Origin of the sequence: Salinivibrio sp. ML290, from assembly GCF_001995695.1 — a bacterium.
GTDB lineage: Bacteria > Pseudomonadota > Gammaproteobacteria > Enterobacterales > Vibrionaceae > Salinivibrio > Salinivibrio siamensis.
Genome location: NZ_MUEY01000009.1, coordinates 1 through 15,580 on the forward strand (window position 1 = coordinate 1; position 15,580 = coordinate 15,580).

The 15,580-nt window shown below is 51.3% G+C and carries 19 protein-coding genes and 1 pseudogene; 11 read left to right on the forward strand and 9 right to left on the reverse strand.

The annotated features are described in order from the left end of the window. A pseudogene (locus BZG23_RS16485) lies at positions 1-165 on the forward strand (IS256 family transposase); the annotation flags it as partial. Positions 166-183: 18 nt separating this feature from the next. Here BZG23_RS16485 and BZG23_RS09625 read toward each other — a convergent pair. Further along, positions 184-417, reverse strand: coding sequence for a hypothetical protein (locus BZG23_RS09625; RefSeq protein WP_198532138.1), 234 nt, complete (start codon positions 415-417; stop codon positions 184-186). Positions 418-546: 129 nt separating this feature from the next. Beyond that, positions 547-990, reverse strand: coding sequence for a hypothetical protein (locus tag BZG23_RS09630; RefSeq protein WP_077606797.1), 444 nt, complete (start codon positions 988-990; stop codon positions 547-549). A gap of 618 nt (positions 991-1,608) precedes the next feature. Between BZG23_RS09630 and BZG23_RS16600 the strand changes: the two genes are divergently transcribed. Further along, positions 1,609-1,770, forward strand: coding sequence for a hypothetical protein (locus tag BZG23_RS16600; protein ID WP_158011372.1), 162 nt, complete (start codon positions 1,609-1,611; stop codon positions 1,768-1,770). 115 nt (positions 1,771-1,885) lie between these two features. Here the strand turns inward: BZG23_RS16600 and BZG23_RS09635 are convergent, their stop codons facing one another. Then, positions 1,886-3,100 carry a tyrosine-type recombinase/integrase gene (locus BZG23_RS09635; RefSeq protein WP_077606798.1) on the reverse strand — a complete coding sequence of 405 codons (1,215 nt, stop codon included), beginning with the start codon at positions 3,098-3,100 and terminating at the stop codon, positions 1,886-1,888. 186 nt (positions 3,101-3,286) lie between these two features. After that, positions 3,287-4,150 (reverse strand): YicC/YloC family endoribonuclease, encoded by an 864-nt coding sequence (locus BZG23_RS09640; RefSeq protein ID WP_046074689.1) that lies wholly within the window; start codon positions 4,148-4,150, stop codon positions 3,287-3,289. A gap of 160 nt (positions 4,151-4,310) precedes the next feature. On the opposite strand from BZG23_RS09640, the gene rph reads away from it, so the two are divergent. Next, the gene (gene rph, locus BZG23_RS09645) at positions 4,311-5,030 is read left to right on the forward strand and encodes a ribonuclease PH (RefSeq protein ID WP_069361927.1); all 720 of its coding nucleotides are present in this window, start codon (positions 4,311-4,313) and stop codon (positions 5,028-5,030) included. A gap of 95 nt (positions 5,031-5,125) precedes the next feature. Beyond that, on the forward strand, positions 5,126-5,767 hold the full coding sequence (pyrE, locus tag BZG23_RS09650) for an orotate phosphoribosyltransferase (protein ID WP_077606799.1): 642 nt from the start codon (positions 5,126-5,128) through the stop codon (positions 5,765-5,767). 69 nt (positions 5,768-5,836) lie between these two features. Here the strand turns inward: pyrE and slmA are convergent, their stop codons facing one another. Both slmA and coaBC read right to left on the reverse strand, forming a co-directional pair. Then, positions 5,837-6,427, reverse strand: a complete 591-nt coding sequence (gene slmA / locus BZG23_RS09655; protein WP_069361925.1) for a nucleoid occlusion factor SlmA — start codon at positions 6,425-6,427, stop codon at positions 5,837-5,839. 195 nt (positions 6,428-6,622) lie between these two features. Continuing rightward, on the reverse strand, positions 6,623-7,873 hold the full coding sequence (gene coaBC, locus BZG23_RS09660) for a bifunctional phosphopantothenoylcysteine decarboxylase/phosphopantothenate--cysteine ligase CoaBC (RefSeq protein ID WP_077606800.1): 1,251 nt from the start codon (positions 7,871-7,873) through the stop codon (positions 6,623-6,625). 245 nt (positions 7,874-8,118) lie between these two features. On the opposite strand from coaBC, the gene radC reads away from it, so the two are divergent. The 5 genes from radC (at position 8,119) to mutM (ending at position 10,834) form a co-directional block, all read left to right on the forward strand. Then, positions 8,119-8,802, forward strand: a complete 684-nt coding sequence (gene radC, locus BZG23_RS09665) for a RadC family protein (protein WP_046074694.1) — start codon at positions 8,119-8,121, stop codon at positions 8,800-8,802. Positions 8,803-8,987: 185 nt separating this feature from the next. Then, positions 8,988-9,224 carry a 50S ribosomal protein L28 gene (gene rpmB, locus BZG23_RS09670; RefSeq protein ID WP_046074695.1) on the forward strand — a complete coding sequence of 79 codons (237 nt, stop codon included), beginning with the start codon at positions 8,988-8,990 and terminating at the stop codon, positions 9,222-9,224. A gap of 13 nt (positions 9,225-9,237) precedes the next feature. Next, positions 9,238-9,408, forward strand: coding sequence for a 50S ribosomal protein L33 (rpmG, locus tag BZG23_RS09675; RefSeq protein ID WP_046074696.1), 171 nt, complete (start codon positions 9,238-9,240; stop codon positions 9,406-9,408). Positions 9,409-9,523: 115 nt separating this feature from the next. Then, entirely contained in the window at positions 9,524-10,003 is a 480-nt protein-coding gene (locus tag BZG23_RS09680; protein ID WP_077606801.1) for a hypothetical protein, read from the forward strand. A gap of 18 nt (positions 10,004-10,021) precedes the next feature. After that, entirely contained in the window at positions 10,022-10,834 is an 813-nt protein-coding gene (mutM, locus tag BZG23_RS09685; protein ID WP_077606802.1) for a bifunctional DNA-formamidopyrimidine glycosylase/DNA-(apurinic or apyrimidinic site) lyase, read from the forward strand. On the opposite strand, the gene coaD is transcribed toward mutM, so the two are convergent. Beyond that, on the reverse strand, positions 10,829-11,374 hold the full coding sequence (gene coaD, locus BZG23_RS09690; RefSeq protein WP_443216285.1) for a pantetheine-phosphate adenylyltransferase: 546 nt from the start codon (positions 11,372-11,374) through the stop codon (positions 10,829-10,831). The genes mutM and coaD overlap by 6 nt on opposite strands. A gap of 119 nt (positions 11,375-11,493) precedes the next feature. Here coaD and BZG23_RS09695 point away from each other — a divergent pair, with 119 nt between their 5' ends. Then, the gene (locus tag BZG23_RS09695) at positions 11,494-12,204 is read left to right on the forward strand and encodes a 3-deoxy-D-manno-octulosonic acid kinase (RefSeq protein WP_235605719.1); all 711 of its coding nucleotides are present in this window, start codon (positions 11,494-11,496) and stop codon (positions 12,202-12,204) included. 4 nt (positions 12,205-12,208) lie between these two features. On the opposite strand, the gene waaA is transcribed toward BZG23_RS09695, so the two are convergent. Further along, positions 12,209-13,468, reverse strand: a complete 1,260-nt coding sequence (gene waaA, locus BZG23_RS09700) for a lipid IV(A) 3-deoxy-D-manno-octulosonic acid transferase (protein WP_077606805.1) — start codon at positions 13,466-13,468, stop codon at positions 12,209-12,211. A gap of 169 nt (positions 13,469-13,637) precedes the next feature. Here waaA and BZG23_RS09705 point away from each other — a divergent pair, with 169 nt between their 5' ends. After that, positions 13,638-14,552 (forward strand): hypothetical protein, encoded by a 915-nt coding sequence (locus tag BZG23_RS09705; RefSeq protein ID WP_077606806.1) that lies wholly within the window; start codon positions 13,638-13,640, stop codon positions 14,550-14,552. Here the strand turns inward: BZG23_RS09705 and BZG23_RS09710 are convergent. Further along, the gene (locus tag BZG23_RS09710) at positions 14,542-15,579 is read right to left on the reverse strand and encodes a glycosyltransferase family 4 protein (protein ID WP_077606807.1); all 1,038 of its coding nucleotides are present in this window, start codon (positions 15,577-15,579) and stop codon (positions 14,542-14,544) included. The genes BZG23_RS09705 and BZG23_RS09710 overlap by 11 nt on opposite strands. Between the last annotated feature and the right edge of the window lies 1 nt (position 15,580).

The window sequence follows — 15,580 nt, forward strand, 5'->3', positions numbered from 1 at the left end:
ACCAAGGGTGGCTTTGCCAACGAGAACGCATTGCTCAAGTTGCTGTATGCAGGTATGTTGAAGGCGTCAGAGAAGTGGACGCATCCGGTGCAGAATTGGAACCTGACATTGTCCCAACTGAGCATCCACTTCGAAGGGCGGCTCGACGACTACGTAGATCTTTAAACGTTGGGTGACACAGAACTATGAACACCCTCTTTCATTAATGCTGTCGTCAGGCACACTAGAGTCGTGTTCTTCCGATGGTTGTTCAATACCTGCCATATTTTTCATCAAACGCTGAGCGTAGATGTACCCAAGGAGTTCTTCAGGTGGCATGCCGACTATTAAGGTGCGCATATCTGCAGCTGTTTTTTTCATATCTTTCAATAGATCAGCTACCGCTTCTTTCCGCTTCTGTTCAATAGTATTTGTCATCACAATAAATCTTGAATAAATGAGAGTTCCGAAGGTTGCTTATTCATTTGAAATCTTTTATCGCACAAGAGGATAATTCAAACTGGTGTGTCGATCTTATGTCATATAACGTCAAAAACAGTGGCGCATTTATGCTTCCGACTTCTTTTTCTTGTTATATGAGTTTTCCCGCTGCTCGGAGTTCTGGACATATTGAACAGAACGGTAGCGGTCTAGTTTCCAGTTGCTTGGGTGCCGCAAGGTGACACTATCTACAGTCAGACGACGGGGGACCAAGCCCAACTGCAAAAAACTTATCGCTCCAAGTGACGCAGCCAGATTGGAGAATAGTTGCTCAAAGTCCTGAGACAGTTGGACCATATCCTTTCCATGCCCAACTTCCCCTGAAAGCTCTTCGAACCAAACTTCATCAGCGATCTCGACGGTCGCTTTTGCAGATACCTCTATTGCAGATAGAAGCCGAGTGCAATACTTCTTCCATATTGCTAGATCAGTGCAGTGCTTCAGCTCATGCCAAGCTTTTCGACCAAAACAGTTCTCGAATAGGTGCTTAAGGCTATACCCATCTTCCATGTTATATCTCATAGCTTCACCTATTCACATAGCATTGTGTGTTCGTGCGCATCGCCTATCTCTACTCAGGTATTCACACTATCCCCAAGTGTTAAGCTGTAACCGTATGACTAATGGGCTCTTTTAATCACTTATTATGGGATAGTGCGCACCTGCCATGGATAAATGCGCACGCTATTCGGCTCTCTATCCGATAGGCTGTTAACTATCCAGTGTTTAGCCATGCTACCGCCGATCAGTCGTCGGCTCCAAACACGCCATCGAGTTGTTAGTTTCGGGATCAGTGTATCAAGAGCTGTTTTGGTTTTCGTGCGCTATTGTACAAAGTGTTAGATACTCCATGTTTTGTGAACTGGCTCCAAAAATATTGCTAGGGACACAAAGAGGAGTTACTTAGGTAGGCTCTGTGTGACCGATTGGAGCGAGGGCTTATCAACGCCAGTTCAAAATTGACCCACTAACACACTTACTCTGTCCTGCGTGACAGTGTAAGTGTGTCGGTATGTTTAGCTGAAGAATAATTGACGCCACATAGACGTAAGCGACCATTTCTCCCCATATTCAGATAACCACGATGACCTGATATTGACATAGCTCCTTCACTATCAGAGCGATATCATGACACGCGAAGACAAGATGAAACTCTGGCAGGAGCGCCTGCAGCATCAAAAAGATAGCCAACTCACCATCGCCGCCCGGTGCGAACTGCACCAAATTGCCCAGTGCGCGCGCTTTTGTGCTTGTTTCATCGTACCTCTGCTCAAAAAGGTACTATGGTAAAGCCCGTGTCTTATGGGTATATGGGGTTTATCAACCGCTTACGTTCCCTCGTGCTACTCTGCTGATTAAGGACAAAGTCTGGCTATGGTCTCCAAGAGACTCGTTTTTATCATTTCTAGATCCAGTGTAAGCCATTCGCTAGAGCGGAAAGTGCTTCTTTCCGCTCATCAAAGTAATCATACCGATCGTAGATCCCTTCAACGCCTTTGAGTTTATGGTTTAGGCATCGTTCTGCTATGTGACCAGGTGTGCCTTGTCGTGCCAGTAATGTCCGGCATGTACGGCGTAAGTCGTGTACTGCAAAATGTGGCATGTCGCCCATTACATTCGGTGCAGGTTTTTTTTTGCCTGGCTCTTTACCGAATAGTTTTGAAATCGCACGATTGAGCGTATCTGGGCCCATATGAGGTCGCTTGCTGGCTCGTCGGCTCGGAAAGACATAGTCTGAACCACAACCTCGGATTTTTAACTCTTCTAACCAGGTAACGACCACTGGCGCCAAAGGAATATCTAACGCAACGCCGGTTTTACTGCGCTCTTTAGGGAGCATCCATACCCCTGCTTCTAAATCAAACTCTTGCCACTTCGCTTCACAGAGCTCTGATTTTCGTACCCCCAAGCAAACCAATAACCCACAAGCGAGATAGTTATCGCGACCAAAACTAGCTTGATATGCCTTTGCCGTAGAAAAAAACTGGTTTAGTTCCTCTGGGGTCAAGGCTCTATCCTTGCTGTGCTCAACACCACCAGCGTCTCTTACTGTAAAAGCTGCCGCTGGGTTGCCGTTCATAAGGTCGAGTTTGATGGCATGGTTAAAGAGTTGTTTACAGTAACCTAATGCATCATTCGCGATTGTTGGCCTGCCGGAATTTGTAATCGCATTAATAGTAAAACGAATATCTCGCGCTGTGACTTGGTCGAGTAAGATCTCACCAATATGCGGCGCAATGTCTTTTGTGTAGATGCGTTTAGGAATCTCGGGGTATTTGAGACGTTTAACGAGAGTGGGGTACCAATCTTCGAAAAGGTCGTTCACTGTTTTTATTTGTACTTGTTGGACTCGTTTTCGTTGCAAGAGCGGATCGAACCCATCCCGCAGTTGTTTCATCTTGGCGGCAGCGTCTAATCGAGCATCCTGGAGCGATACATCGCGTACCTTTCCGAGACTCATCTCTCGCCGCTTTTTGTTTGAGGTATACCGTAGCATCCAGCTTGGAAGACCGGAGGCAGGCACAACAAGGTATAAGCCATCACCGTCAGCATAGCGTTGAGTCTTCTCAGCTTTTGCTTTAACCAGCGCGTCAACTTTTTTTACCGTTAGCTTTCCCATTGCATTCTCCATACCCGCAACACGATTACCCACCACCTTACTGATAGTATAATCTCATTACCCACCATATTACCCACCATTTAGTGGTGGGTAAAGGTGGTTGGCTATGTAATGCTATGGAAGTTGACTTGCCTATAAAGTACTGTTTTTAGTTGCTTATAAGGTGTTTATGTTTAGATATGGAATTTATTCAATATTCTGGATCTGTTCGCGCATTTGCTCGATAAGCACTTTGAGCTCGACGCCGGAGGCGGTGATTTCGGTGCTGATTGATTTGGAGGCGAGGGTGTTAGCTTCGCGGTTGAACTCTTGCATCATAAAGTCCAAGCGTCGGCCGCAGGCGCCACCTTTTTTGAGGATTTTGCGCGCCTCTGAAACGTGTGAGTCCAAGCGGTCAAGCTCTTCTGCAACATCCACTTTTTGCGCCAGCATCACCATTTCTTGCTCAACGCGAGCCGGGTCGAGCTCCACTTGTGCTTCTTCTAAGCGCGTGGTCAAACGTTCACGCTGCCACTCAATCACGGTGGGCATCTTTTCGCGTACTTTGATCACTTCAGCGCTAATCGCATCGAGTCGCTGCTCAATCAGGGCTTTCATGTTCTCGCCTTCGCTCGCACGTGCGGCGATAAAGGCATCGAGCGCGTCATCAAGGCCTGCTAATAAGGCGCGGTGTAGCTCGTCGGTGTCTTGCTCCGGCGCTTCCATCACGCCTGGCCAGTTCAGGACTTGAAACGGATTGATGTTGCCTTCACCCGCGGTCTCTTTCACCCATTTCGCCGCGTGAATCACTTGCTTGGCCAAGGCTTCATTGATGGTGAGCTTATCTTGGCTGGCTTGTGAGGTATCAAAGCGCAGGTTGCATTCCACTTTGCCGCGAGCAAGGCGCTTGCGAAAACGCTCGCGTACCACAGGCTCAAGGCTACGTAGCTGCTCAGGCATGCGAATGTAGGTTTCGAGATAGCGTTGGTTAACGGAGCGGATTTCCCAAACCGCGTTGCCCCAATCGCCCTTGAGTTCTTGACGGGCGTAGGCGGTCATACTGTGGATCATGTGTACCTGCTCTTGTGTGCTGTAGGTCAATGGCAAAGATTATACGCATCCATGCCCTTGCCGTCAGCTGTCTTGGTCTGTGGGGTGGACAGGGATCGCAAGCGAGCGGAGAAACACGTATAATCGCGACCACATTCTTACAGTCAATAAGGTAACTTGCATGCGCCCAAGTGGAAGAGCACTCGACCAAATTCGTCCCGTTAGCTTTACCCGCGGTTTTACGGCCCACGCAGAAGGCTCTGTGTTGGTGTGCTTTGGTGATACCAAGGTGATCTGTAATGCCACGATTGAAGAGGGCGTGCCGCGCTTTTTAAAAGGTAAGGGCCAAGGTTGGGTGACTGCCGAGTATGGCATGTTGCCGCGTGCAACCCACACCCGTAACCGTCGTGAAGCGTCAAGCGGTAAACAAGGTGGCCGTACCGTCGAAATTCAACGTTTGATTGGCCGCAGTTTGCGCGCCGCGGTCGATTTAAAAGCACTGGGTGAGCGCACCATTACCGTTGACTGTGACGTGATTCAAGCCGACGGCGGCACGCGCACGGCGTCCATTTCGGGGGCGAGTGTAGCACTGGCGGACGCGCTTAACGCGCTGGTACGCGAGGGCAAGCTTGCAGCTAACCCGATGCGTGGGCATGTGGCTGCTGTATCAGTGGGCATTTATCAGCAAACGCCAATTTGCGATCTGGAATACGTGGAAGACTCGGCGGCCGATACCGATATGAATGTGGTGATGCTCGAAGATGGCCGCATGATTGAGGTGCAGGGCACCGCCGAAGCGGAGCCGTTTACCCCCGATGAGCTAAACGCGATGCTCGCGTTGGCCAGTAAGGGCATTGATGACATTGTCGTCGCGCAAAAATCGGCACTCGCCGACGCATAACAGATTGAATAGCTCCCACATCGGGGGCTATTTTTTTATCTATCCGACCCCGGGTGACATGTGGCGTGTCACCAAGACAACCAAGAGAGGAACGAATGAAAGCCTATCAGCGCCAGTTTATTGAGTTTGCCCTTGAGCGAGAGGTATTAAAGTTTGGCGAGTTTACGCTTAAATCAGGGCGGAAAAGTCCGTACTTTTTTAACGCCGGCTTGTTTAACACCGGGCGTGACTTGGCAAAACTGGGTGAATTTTATGCGGCCGCGTTGATGGATGCAGGGATTGATTACGATGTTTTGTTTGGTCCTGCGTACAAAGGGATCCCGATTGCGACCACCACCGCGGTAGCACTTGCGGCGCACCATAATGTGGATACGCCTTATTGCTTCAACCGTAAAGAAGCCAAAGACCATGGTGAGGGCGGCAACTTGGTCGGCAGCGTGCTGAGTGGCCGTGTGATGTTGGTGGATGATGTGATCACTGCAGGTACCGCTATCCGTGAGTCAATGACACTGATTCAGGCGCAAGGGGCGCAGCTTGCTGGGGTGTTGGTGGCGATTGACCGCCAAGAGCGTGGTCAAGGTGAGCTGTCGGCGATCCAAGAAGTCGAGCGTGACTTTGGTTGCCAAGTGGTGTCTATCATTAGCTTATCGGACTTGGTCACTTACCTAGAGCAAAGCCAAGCCGATCCGGCTCAGTTGGCGGCGGTGAAAGCGTACCAGGCGAGCTACGGGATTTAAGTTGCGTGCGTGCAGCTGGCAGAGCCATTTAGCTGAGCCTGTTGCACGACACCCGTTGCACTGCGCTATTCACTGCAGTTGATTGGTGAGCAGTTGCCAGTATTGCTCGAAATTGGCAGTCGGCAACTGCTTAAATGACGATCGCACGTAGCGACAAAAGCCACCTTCCACTTGGCTAATCAATTGGCTGGCGAGCACTGCCTCATCCAATGGGAACCCTTTTCCTTCGCGTAAACGACGCTCGCGCAGTACTTGCTTAAGCTGGGCTTCGACGCGCTCGAAAAGCTGATTGATGCGCGCTTGTAACCTATCTTGTTCAAACATCAAGGCATGACCTGTCATGATGCGCGTGAGCCCTGGGTTGCGCTCACCAAAGGCCAGCAATAATTGCAAAATTAGTTTGAGGCGCACCAAGGTGTCCTTTTCTTCCTCAATGATCAGATTGATGCGGGATAACAGGGAATCTTCGATAAACTCGATGAGCCCCTCAAACATCCGCGCTTTACTGGGGAAGTGGCGATAGAGGGCTGCCTCAGACACCCCGACTTGCTCGGCGAGTTTGGCCGTGGTGATGCGTTGGCTGCCTTGGTTGGATTCCAGCATTTGCGCGAGCGCTTGAAGGATCTCTTCGCGGCGATTACTTTTTTTTGGGGCTGCCATGGATGCGATTCCTTTGTCTTTTTATCTGTCACACTGGCGACCGGTAAAGGAGGCATCATGGAGAGGTGCCGCCATGTGTGGATTTTTCCCCTATCTTAGCGACGAGGTCTCTGTATTAAAAGCAAAAAGCGTGGCCATGGCGCACGCTTTTGAACTTGTATTTTGGTGATAAGGAGGTTGTCCCTCTCACCCGCCTCAGTGCTCATCCTGGATGGTTTGCTGTAAATAGCGTGCATGTATGTGCGCCATCACCTCGTGAGCTAATGTGCGCTTTTCCGCGACAGGCAGGGCTTTGTCTCCCCCAGGCCAAAACAGGTGCAAGGCATTACGATCGCTGTTAAAGCCTTGATCGGATTGGGACACATCGTTAGCACAAATCATATCAAGCGTTTTGCGCGCCAGCTTGTCACGCGCGTAGGCCGCTACATCTTGGGTTTCGGCGGCAAAGCCGACCGTAAATGGGCGATGTGTTGTTAAGCCCGCTACCGAAGCAATAATGTCGGGATTTTTCACCATGGTGACCGTCATTGTGTCTTGATTGGCCTGCTTTTTCATTTTCTGCTTGGCCATGGTCTGTGGACGGTAGTCAGCGACCGCGGCACAGCCGATAAAAATATCTTGGTCGGTGATGTTCGCATGCACCGCATCATGCATTTGTTGGGCACTAGTGACATCAATATGCGTGACACCTGTCGGCACTGACAACGCGACTGGGCCTGAGACTAAGGTGACGTCGGCCCCTAAACGGGCTGCCGCCTCGGCGAGGGCATAGCCCATTTTCCCTGAGCTGTGGTTTGACAGGTATCGGACTGGGTCTAGCGCTTCTCGGGTGGGGCCGGCGGTAATCATCACACGCTTGCCTGACAGCGGTTTGGGGCCGGCCCAGTGTTCGCATTCAGCCACTAAGGCCAAAGGCTCGAGCATGCGCCCGGGGCCCACATCGCCACAGGCTTGCGCGCCACTGTCTGGGCCCCATATCAGGCAGCCGCGTGCGTGCAGTCCATTTAAGTTGGCTTGGGTGGCGTGGGCGCGATACATTTGCTGGTTCATCGCCGGCGCAATCGCCAGAGGGGCATCGGTGGCCAAGCACACGGTAGTGAGCAAATCATTGCCCATGCCTGCGTGGATCCGGGCAATTAAATCGGCGGTTGCGGGGGCAATCAGCACCAAATCGGCCCATTTAGCCAGTTCAATATGCCCCATAGAGGCCTCAGCCGCGGGGTCGAGTAAGCTATCCGATACCGGATGACCGGAAACGGCTTGCATGGTCAATGGGGTAATAAACTCTTTTGCAGCATGAGTCATCACCACCTTGACGGTGGCGCCACGCTCGATAAGGCGGCGGGTGAGGTCGGCACACTTATACGCGGCAATTCCGCCGCCCATGCCAAGCAGAATACGTTTACCGGCCAGCGTCTGGGCTGGCTGCTGTGAACTATTGGCCATAATGCTCTGTGTGTTGGAACATGAATGACAAAACCATACCATAATCCTTAGCGCAAAAAGCTTGTTTGAGCGCATGAATCCGCATGGGGTGTGATGCGCGTTGGATGTGATATGGCTAGCGCACGGCTGAAAGCGTTAACGGTGGCTCATGATAAAATCGCGAACGCGCCGCAGTTACATGTAAAAGTCATTGCGGCGTGAAAGGCGCTTACTTTAACTGGCGGCAACGTTGAAGAGGAATCACTATGAGCCTAAAAACCTTGCCGCAAGATTGTCGCCCCAGAGAACGCTTGTTAGCACGGGGAGCGGAAAGCCTCTCGGATGCCGAGCTATTAGCGATTTTTTTACGCACGGGCGTCACAGGGATGAGCGCGGTGGCGTTGGCCGATCACCTTTTGCAGGATTTTGGCTCGCTCCGGGCGCTGATGGGCGCGGACCAAGGGGCGTTTTGTCAGCGAAAAGGACTGGGTAGCGCCAAATATGCCCAGCTGCAGGCGGTACTGGAGTTAAGTCGACGTTATTTAAAAGAAACCCTAAGCAAAACCGACGCGCTGACCAGCCCGGACCATACTCGCCGTTATCTCTCGACCTTACTGCGCGACCGGCCTCGCGAGGCATTTTACGTTTTGTTTCTTGATAATCAGCATCGCGTGATAGCCGATGAGCAGCTTTTTGAAGGCACACACAATGCGGCGAGCGTTTATCCACGAGAAATTGTTCGTCGCGCGCTTGAGTTGCATGCGGCAGCACTGATTTTGGCCCATAACCACCCATCCGGTGTGGCAGAGCCGAGCCAGGCAGACCGACATATTACCGATAGAATTGCCAATGCCTTGTCATTAGTGGATGTTCGCGTGCTTGATCACCTAGTGATTGGGGACGGAGATGTGGTATCGTTCGCCGAACGAGGTTGGTTGTTATCCCCTTAAGGATCGCCATTGGCGAAAAAAACGATCAAAAAGCGCATAAAAGGATCTGCTCGGGACTTGAGCAATGTGAATTCAGTTAGTATAATGCGCCACCTTTGATAGCCTTGACCTTCGACCTGACCTTAACGATGCAGGACTGGCGGACAAGGTTGATATCGAGCCGAAACGATTTTGGAGAGACTTTCATGTCACGAGTATGCCAAGTAACTGGCAAGCGTCCTGTAGTTGGTAACAACCGCTCTCACGCTAATAACGCCACCAAGCGTCGTTTTCTGCCGAACCTGCAAACTCATCGTTTCTGGGTAGAAAGCGAAAAACGCTTCGTTAAACTGCGTCTATCTACTAAAGGTATGCGCATCATCGACAAAAAAGGCATTGATTCTGTACTTACAGAAATGCGTGCCCGCGGTGAGAACGTATAAGAGGAATTAGAGAATGGCTAAAAACGGCGTTCGTGAGAAGATTCGTCTAGTATCCTCTGCAGGTACTGGTCACTTCTACACCACAGATAAGAACAAACGTAACATGCCTAGCAAATTCGAGATCAAAAAATTTGATCCTGTAGTTCGCAAGCACGTTATGTATAAAGAAGCCAAAATCAAGTAATTTGATTAACGCTTTGAGAAAGACCCAGCCTAGGCTGGGTTTTTTTATAACTAAAATCTGGTCACGTTTGCGGTATACTGCGAAAGACACGCGTAACGTCCTCAGGTGAACCGACATGAAGCTAAAGCGGCAGACATGGAATAACATCCTGATTCTCTCAGTGGTGGTTTTTTTTGGCTTAATGCTGCTGCCAGACTATTTGCGCCATCAACGGCAAGCACGGGCGACGCCTGAGGGGGTGATTGCGCTGGTTGAGTCGCGCAGTGACGTGCTGTCGTTGCGGTTTTCCCATTTAACACTGACGCGTACGTTAGAGGGCTGGCAATCGGATAAACCTTTGGTGATTAGCCCGACAGAGCTTGCCCAGCGCTGGCTGGGGCTGACTGGAACGCAAGTCGATGACACCACCATGCAGTCGTTGCGACCCCAATTAACGTCTCCCCGTACGTTGGAGCTCACCCGTAGCCCCGACCAAGAGCCCATCCGCATTACCTATTACCAACAACCCCAGTTTTGGTTGATGCAAAACGAGCACGGCCAATGGCTAGCGGTGTCGGTAGATAGTCGGTATCTTTTTCCGCTATCAAAGTCGTAGATATTAAGAGCTGTCTTTATGCCAGAGTTACCGGAAGTAGAAGTAAGCCGTTTAGGTATCATGCCGTATGTCGAAGGGCAAACCGTTACTGAGATTACCATTCGTCAGCCCAAGCTACGTTGGCCCATCCCCGAAACCTTACAACAGTTGAAAGGTCAGGTGATCCGACGGGTGACCCGTCGCGCCAAGTATCTTTTATTGGAGACGGACGTCGGTACTGCGATTGTGCATCTTGGCATGTCGGGTAGTTTACGAGTACTGCCCACCTCTTTTGCACCGGAAAAGCACGATCACGTGGATGTCACGCTAAGTAATGGTCGTGTGATTCGTTATCACGACCCGCGTCGTTTTGGCGCCTGGCTGTGGCAGGAAGGGGATTTACCGCATCCTGTGTTGGGCAAACTGGGCCCCGAACCACTCACTGATGCGTTCAATTCAGACTATTTGCTGGCTAAGGCGGCGGGCAAAAAAATGGCAATGAAAAGCTTTATCATGGACAACGCGGTAGTGGTAGGCGTGGGGAATATTTACGCCAATGAATCGCTGTTTTGTGCGGGTATTCACCCCAAACGCCCTGCAGGGAGTCTTTCCTTTGCCGAGGCGACAAAGCTTGTGGATGAGATAAAAACCGTGTTAGCGGCGGCAATTACGCAAGGCGGCACCACGCTAAAAGACTTTACCCAGGTAGATGGTAAAGCCGGTTATTTCGCTCAAGAGCTGCGCGTTTACGGTAAATCGGGTGCGCCGTGCCCCGCTTGTGGCGTGACCCTTGAGCGGATGGTTATCGGCCAGCGGGCAACCGTTTTTTGCCCGCAATGCCAGCCCTTATGAACGCTTGCCTTGCAGCTTYTCTTGCAAGGCGGTCAGTACGCTAGGCGCGACAAACTCACTGGTATCACCGCCGTGTAACGCCACCTCTTTGACCAACGTCGAGGAGATAAATGAGTGCTCCTCTGAGGGAGTGAGAAACACACTCTCGAGCGCAGGCATCAATCGGCGGTTCATATTGGCCAGCTGAAATTCGTATTCAAAGTCAGAGACCGCGCGCAAACCGCGCACCAGAATATTGGCCTGGTACTGCTTGGCAAAATTGACCAGCAACCCTGAAAAGCCCACCACTGAGACATTGGGAAGGTGTGCCGTGACCGCTTGCGTGAGCGCCACTCGCTCATCCAGGTCGAACAATGGCTTTTTGCTTGGGCTAGCCGCAATCCCCACAATCACATCATCAAACATTCTTGCCGCCCGCTCAATCAGATCCAGATGGCCATTCGTGATGGGATCAAATGTGCCTGGGTAAATCACGCGTGTATGCTGTTTGTGTGTCACGAGCTTTTCCTTAAAAACGTTGATCTGGGAAGAGGTTATCAAATCCTTGTCCATCACGCATTGTTCTTGCAGCGCCGTGACCTCTCGCCTGTGAATCCATGAGCGAGCAAGGTACACTGATGTGCGCCAGCGTCAGTGCGCAAACAGGAAAAACCGTGAGTATAGAAGTAGAGCAACGCGACAACGAGTGTATTTGGTACGACCCTGCCTTGGTGGAGGGCGATCCTCGTCAGTATTTTGATATTCATTTTTGGCATCAGCAAGCGGCCGTCACCGGCTCAGCGAAAGGGCGTGGTACCACGTTCTTTATCCGAGGGCCGAAAATGGAGATGGCGTTACGTCATTACTACCGCGGTGGCTTGTTTGGTAAATTCGTGAAAGATCAGTATTGGTTTCAAGGGTGGGAAGCGACTCGTTGTGGCGCTGAGCTCAACTTACTGGCCTATCTTCGCGAGAAAAAAATGCCGGTACCTCGTCCTGTTGCCGCGCGTGCAGTAAAAAATGGCCGTACCTATCGTGCCGATATCTTGGTGGAGAAAATCCCAGGTGCGCGCGATCTGGTTGCTGTCTTGAGTGAAAATAGCTTACTTGCCCATGATTACCGCGCCATTGGGCGGTTAGTTCGCCGCCTGCACGACGCTGGTGTGTGTCATACCGATCTGAATATCCACAACATCCTCCGTGATAGAAAAGGAAAGCTGTGGCTGATTGACTTCGATAAGTGCCAGCAGCGCGATGGCGAGCAGTGGAAAGAGGATAACCTTGCCCGCCTTCATCGCTCGTTTAAAAAAGAAAAAGAGAAGCGTCAAATCCGTTGGCAACCCGAAGATTGGGCTGCCGTATTAAAAGGCTACAATCATATCCGTAAGTAAGACGCTAGCGCGGGCGATTAAGCCAGGGGGCGAGTGCCTGCAAAGTGCGCTCGACCGCGCCACGATTTTGCTCAACCACAGAGAGACCAGCGTTACCCGCTTGTGCGGCAAGGGCGGGGGCGCTAAAAAAGGCCCCGATTTTGGCAGCGAGATCTTGGCTGTCGTTACACACCTGCAGCGCCCCTGCCTCAATCAGCGCGTCGCCAATCACTTGGAAGTTATAATAGCTTGGGCCAGTTAAAAGCGGCTTGCCTAACGCCGCGGGCTCAAGCAGGTTATGTCCACCCACTTTGGTACCCAGAAAACTGCCCGCCATCACTACCACATCTGCGGCTGCCAAGTAGGTCATCATCTCTCCCATGGTGTCACCAAGGTAAACTTGGGTGCTGATTGCCAGCGGTTCACCCTCGGTGCGTCGTTGTACGCTGAGCCCTTGGGTGGCCACTTGCTGGGCTACATCATCAAAACGTTCTGGGTGGCGAGGGACCAATATCAGCAAGGCGTCTGGGTAGTCGCGCAGTAATACACTGTGAGCGGCGAGCAAGGTGGCGTCTTCTCCCGCGTGAGTACTGGCACCTATCCAGCAAGGGCGATCACCGCGCGCTTGGCGAAGTGTGGAACCCAACGCCGGATCCACGGCTTTAATATCAAATTTCACCGAGCCAGCCACCGCAAGCTTGTCGTCAGCGACACCGAGGCTTGCAAAGCGCGCTTGGTCGTTTTGATGCTGACAAACGATTAAGTCGATATGTTTACTCATGGCTCGAAAGAGCGGTGCGATTTTCTGATAGCGTTGGCAAGCTTTTTGAGAAAGCCGGGCGTTGATAACCGTAATGGGAATGCCCGCTCGACCCACATGATGCAAGGTATTTGGCCAAAGCTCAGTTTCCATGATCACGCACACCCGTGGGGACACCGCGCGAAGAAAACGTTTTACCGAAAAAGGAAAATCAACCGGCATATAGCGGTGTATGATCCCATCAAGACGCCTGGCCTGCTCTGCGCCGGTGGCGGTAGTGGTGGTGACCAAGATCGGCACGTCTGGATAGGCTTGTTGCAGCGCGCTGATCACCGGCTTTGCCGCGAGAACTTCCCCCACCGACACCGCATGGAGCCAAATAGGCTGACCGTCTACGTTGGGCGTACCGCCAAAGTGCTCACGCCATCGCTCACCAACAGCAGGCTTACCAGGCCGTTTACGGTACAGCCCAATAAGCAAAAAAGGGGCGGCAAGCGTGAGTAAGAGTGTATATATCCAGCGCACAAGTTAGCTCCTATTGATGGCACTTCGCCATGATAGCGCCTTGATGAGTATTTGTTGATGTTTGATTGTCGGTAATAGCTCACGCCTTGGATGTTGTGAGCGCTAAGCGATGATGAAACTGTGCTAAAGTTGGCGCCATTTAGCGGAGAACAACAGCGATAACATGGGAATGCTTAAAAAAATAAAGAAAAGTATTAGAGAGCGGAAGCAGCGGCATCGGAACCAACGGGATATTGAAAGCATTTTTGCCACGCGTCTTCGTCAAGAGCAACTTCACCAACAGATGCTTTCTCATTCAGCCTCACTGGTGACATCTAAAGCCTATTTTGATGCACCCTTGGTGGTGAGTTTAACCTCGTTCGCCGAGAAGGTGCACGAAGTGTACTTGGTTATCGAATCCTTGGCGCAGCAGACGTGCCCACCAAACCGCATCATTCTTTGGCTGGATGAGAAGGAATACAGTGACGTTAACCTGCCTCATTCTCTAAAAAGACAATGTGAACGTGGGCTGGAGGTGAGGTATTGCGACAATATCAAGTCGTATAAAAAGATCATTCCCACACTGAAACTAGCACCAGAGGCCTATATTTTAACCGTCGATGACGACGTTATGTATCCGCACAGCATGATTGAAGGGTTAATTCGCACTTGCCGCCATCATCCGGGGCATATTTATGGGCATAGAGGACACAAAATCACCACCCGTGGTGGCGAAGTGCGACCCTACAAACGCTGGCAATACTGCGCTAGCTTCTCTGCACCCAGTCATCATCTGATGCTCACTGGCTGCGAGGGGATATTATATCCGCCGCAATCGCTTCATCCTGATGTGCTCGATCAGTCATTATTCATGCAGCTTGCGCCGAACGCCGATGACTTGTGGTTAAAAATCATGGCAATCCGCCAAGGCAGTCTGTGCATGAAAGTGCCGTATAGCGATCCATCGCTTGCTTTAAAACGGTACCGTGCGATTGGTCTAGCGCAGGCGAACATTCGCCAAGGTGGCAATGATAAGCAACTCAACATGCTGCTTGACCATTATCCTGAGGTCAAACAGGCATTATTGGCTGATGCTAGCGCGTGATCACTTGTTGGTAGAGATCTTGATAGGTGATGGCGGTTTGGGAGATATCACACGCAGCCGCTTGCTGGTGGCTGCCTTTAATAAGGCGAGCTCGCAGCGCGTCTTGTTGAGCAATGTCCGCGATATGTTGTGCTAACTGATTGGCGTTGCCTGGCTCAATGAGATGTCCGGTGACCCCATGTTCAATGATATCAGGTATCCCGCCGGCTCGAGCGCCTATCACCGGTAGCCCTGCTGCCATCGCTTCTAAGATGACTGAGCCCAACCCCTCGGTATAGGACGGGTGAACGAGCAGATTTGCCGCCGAAAACCAATCTCCCATATTGGTTTGTTTACCCATAAAATGCACATTCGTGAGCCCCTGAGCTTGCGCCTCGAGTGACGCGCGCTCTTTGCCATCACCCAGCAAACAAAACTGGATGTTGGTGTCTTGTTTTGCAAGTTTGCGAGCCGCTTCGATAGTGACGTCAAAACCTTTGTGGGCATACATGTTCGCCGCATGAATCACCAAAAACTGCCTCGGGAATCGTGATTTAATCTCCTCAACCCGAGAGGGTGAAACCGGGTAGCTAACTGGTGAGCTTGGGATCTTAACCCGTTGAGCGGCTGGATGATGTTTTTCAAGCTGACGGAGAATCTCCGAGCTCAAGCCGACCAGCGCACTGGCTTTGCGGTACGCAAACTGATTTAACCACTTTTTCTTTAAAGGGTTATCAATACGGCGTGTCACTATGTAGGGAACACGATGCAATAGGTGTTGAAGCAACGCCCAATAAATGGCACGGCCTTCGTGGACATGGACCAGATCGCATGTTGCGGTGATTGAGCGCCCGTGTCGCCGAGTATAGTGCGGACAAAGCACGATCTGGCATTGAGGTATCGCACGAAGTTCGTTGACCAGCGGGCTTTTGGGGTTCACCACTGCGGTGAGCTGATAGCCCATTTGGGCTTGTTGCTGGATCAAGGTGAGGGTTTGACGTTCACCACCGCTAAAACCTGATGCGAGATTGACGTGACAAATGTGCATA